This is a genomic window from Elusimicrobiota bacterium (assembly GCA_041658405.1).
Classification (GTDB): Bacteria; Elusimicrobiota; UBA5214; order JBBAAG01; family JBBAAG01; genus JBBAAG01.
The window spans coordinates 1-3883 of sequence record JBBAAG010000135.1; the positions used below are offsets into that span (position 1 = coordinate 1).

Consider the following 3883-nt stretch of genomic DNA (forward strand, 5'->3'; position numbering starts at 1 on the left):
CGTCAAGCGTGTTTACCGTAGCGTACCCCCGCGCGTTTACCGTATAGGTCGAACGCCCTAACGTATCGTAGTATGTGTAGGACGTTTTGTTCTCAGCATCAACGGTTTTGTACCTATTACCATAAGCGTCGTAGTAGTAATAGGTATACTTATTCCTCGCGTTCTTCGTCCATGATAACTGCCCGTAACTGTCATAAAAGTTTTGTACGGTTTTATCGTAGGGGTCGGTTATTAAGTCAAGGTTGCCTTTAGTGTCGTAGTGGTACGTATGCGTGTATTCGCGTTCGTTGGTGAATGACTCAATTTTGTTGAACGTACTATCGTATGTGTAGAGCGTCGTCCCTGCGGGTGTGGTCATTGAGGACACGTTACCGTTAGTATCGTACTCGTAGGTATACACATTACCGCCGTAACCGGTAACTTTTGTGTTGTTGTTCCCGGAATCCCAGTCATAATGTTTCGTTAACACCAACGGCGATGCATTGGTGATCTGGGTGATTCGTCCGGAACTGTCAAACAAAAACTTTGTGGTGTTCTGCCGGCTGTCAGTAAACGTGTTTTCACGGGCGGCATCGTCGTAGGATATAGAAACACTTTCCCCGTCGTCTCCATACTGGTAGCTGCATCTTCCAGCGAAATTGTACTCATAGGTACGTACGGCGAACCGTTTCGGCCGGACCCGCGGGTCTTCATTCCTGGTTAACAAATTAGCATTTATAGGACTGTTATACTCATACCACGCCACATATCCCCCCGGGCCTTCGACTCTAGTGAGATGGTACCCAGCAGTTTCGTAATAATAACTCGTCCCTTGACCCAAAGGATCAACTATAAGCTGAATAAAGTTTTTTTCGTTATACTCAAGCTGTATAACCCTGCCTACAACGTCAGTGATTCTACAGAGGTTACCCCCGAGCGTTGTGCCGGTAGTGTCTGAGTATTCAAAACTTACTGTGTTATTGTTGGGGTCAACTATACTTTTGAGCAGCCCGGTTTGGATGTCATAATCGTAATGAACACCGCCGACTTGCTCGCGCATTGTGTATACGTTGGAAGAGTAGTTAATATATATCTTTGTCCGCGTGCCGCTAGGCGGGTAGTAGTATTCTTCAATAGGGTCGTACGTAAACTTTATCTCCGCGCTATCCCCGCGGTACTGCGTAAGCGTACCATCAGTTTCGATACGTAACCGCGTATCAAACGGATGCGTCCACCCGTAGCCAAACGGGCCAAGGAAGCGCTGCATACTGTTGTAGGTACGCGTGAAGTGTAACGGCAATCCGCGGCTATTGGGCAAATATATGTCGGTGATAGGGTAGTACAAGTTGCCGGTCAACGTGTTGACTGAATACACAATATTCTCCGTACCTTCAATATCGTTGGTTGAGGGCGTAGTGATTGATGTCATCGGTGCTTGAATATTTACGCCGTTCGCGTCTTCCGCGTGTAGGGATACGCCGGTATTCGCGCCGTTAGGCTGCGCGATGCTGGGTAACGAACGGATTGCGTAGGAAGAAAATATGCTGCCGGTACTGTCATGGTTAAGCAAAAACAATGCGCCGGATTTTCCTAATGCCATCATAAAACCGCTATCACCGTATACCGGCTGGCTCCACGCACGGGAACCGCCGTAGACTGCGTATAAAACATTATTGTCAGAACATGCGTATACAACGTTGTCTTTGTCAGAGATGAGGTACCGCGGGGCTGGAATATCCGTTAAATTTGGAATATAGTATTCCCATTTAGTAGTACCATTAGAAGTGTTTAACGCGCGGATACCGCTCATTTCCTTTGTTTCTTCGGGATTATTAACTACTTCATGATATAGTACGCTAACATTATTGCTGTCCATCACATTTGGGATTGACAACACGTCTTCGTTTGCCATACTGTGCGCCCAGAGTATATTACCCGAATTATCCAGTTTCTTAACATAAGACGTATACCCGGGCTCACCGTTATTTGTTACCAATACACTAACGTAAAGATTGTCGTTTTCGTCTACTGCCGGAGTGTATACTGACGTAAATTCGGGACCATAACAATCCGAACTAAGATCGGTACGCCAAACATACGCACCGTTTGAGGTGTTGACTGATAAAACGCTTATATCAGTGTTTATGTATAACCTATCCCCTGTATCATTACCAATAGACGACCCTGACAGCCATTCCGAATCGGGTGTAAGATATCCGCCTAATCCAGAGGACCAGTTTTCTGTTCCGTATGTTATAGACAATGCATAAACCGTGTTGTCTCCTGCAGTAATGTATACTGCATTATCCGCAGAGTATCCTATTGTCACGGGAGATACGTTAGAAGTATATACTGCGCTCACCCACGCAAGTTCGCCGCCTACGAACTTGTACACACGGTTTGCGTTCGTTATGACATATAGGTCGTCGGAGTTACCGACTGTTACCGCATTTATGTTATCGGCAAACGTGTAGTATTCTGTCATCGCGCCAGTTGTGTTGTCATACATCTTTAGTAACGTACCAAACGCGAGGTACACAATTCCTTCACTATCCACTATCGGCGGGACCGTAGCGTACTGCGACGCTACAAGTGCTGCGCTTGAGAGTATGGGTTCGCGGTGCGGGCCGGAAACTAACGAACTGTTTGACGTGTGAGTATTATCGCCGTACGCTGATGCCCAGTAGGGCGTACTGCCCGGCACCGGGGGTTCGTAGTATGTCGTCGCTGCCAAAGGGAGATGGTATATATGCCCGATTCCCAGGTTGTACGTTGAAGTTACGCTGCTGCCAATAACTTCCTGCCCGCCAAGTAAAACAACGGATTGATAACTGGTATTAACAGTGGTACTGCCAAACCCGCTGAGGACCGCATCGATAGAATACTCAGCATAACAGAATTCGGTTGTTAGTAAAGATAATGATATTAATACATATTTTGTTATCGTTGTTAATGTTTTACTCATTACTCGTTTCCCTGCGAGGTCATGTTGCCGTAACTGTCGTACTTAATATTATTCATCTTATTTTTATTGTTTTAACCAATTTCCCAGCGGTAGTGTATGTGTTAATAAGATATCCCATATAAAGTATGTTAAATGCCGTACTAGTGTGATTAAAATAAACAAGTGTAATAAAAGCAATACCTTTATCATCAATACGAGCCTTTAGATTGCCATTTATATCATATACCAACACTGTGTTTCCTGCTCCGAGATCATTGAAATATAATATAATATATTTTTCGTTAGGAGCTATCGCTAACTCATACCATCGTCCACTTGTATTAATAGAATATCTCAATCTACCATTTATATCATAGAAATCAAAAGCATTTGCTGTTTTATTACAAACCAATTTGTGTTTCTTAAATACGACGGGATGATACGGTGAAACAATTATTTCGTTACGAAATAATATTTTCTTATCCTTATATGTTACGCCAGGCAGCAGTTCTTTCTCAATTCCATCCATGCATTTTTCAATATCAAGCATTCTCTTTTTTACGCGTTTTCTCAATTCGTCGTCTAATAGATTGTCATCATAACCAATTACAAAATATTCCCTCAAGGCTTCGTCATATTTCTTCTCTCTAAACAACTGTTCCGCTGAAGACGTTGATACAAAATGGACATATTTGGTTTCGATCCAATAATCTATATCAAAATAACCATTGCGAATTCCATAAGCACATATATGCGCCCATGATTCCCCTGCGTAATTTTGTGTCTCGGAAAAATACAGGTTCATTTCTTTTTTCAACAAATACTTTTTTTCTTGTCCCGGTTTCTTAGCACAATATATACTGTCTACGTTAATATATCCCCCCGCGCATAAATGTTCTGTACTGCTCGACAAGAATAGGCTTATTATTACGCTCAACAAATACTTATTATTCATTTTCA

The 3883-nt window shown here is 43.2% G+C and carries 2 protein-coding genes; both read right to left on the reverse strand.

All coding sequences use genetic code 11. The annotated features are described in order from the left end of the window. Positions 1-2944 (reverse strand): DUF6531 domain-containing protein (locus WC955_13165; GenBank protein MFA5860004.1); only part of this gene is annotated, 2944 nt, incomplete at its 3' end. Between the two features lie 52 nt (positions 2945-2996). After that, positions 2997-3883 (reverse strand): hypothetical protein (locus tag WC955_13170; GenBank protein MFA5860005.1); only part of this gene is annotated, 887 nt, incomplete at its 5' end.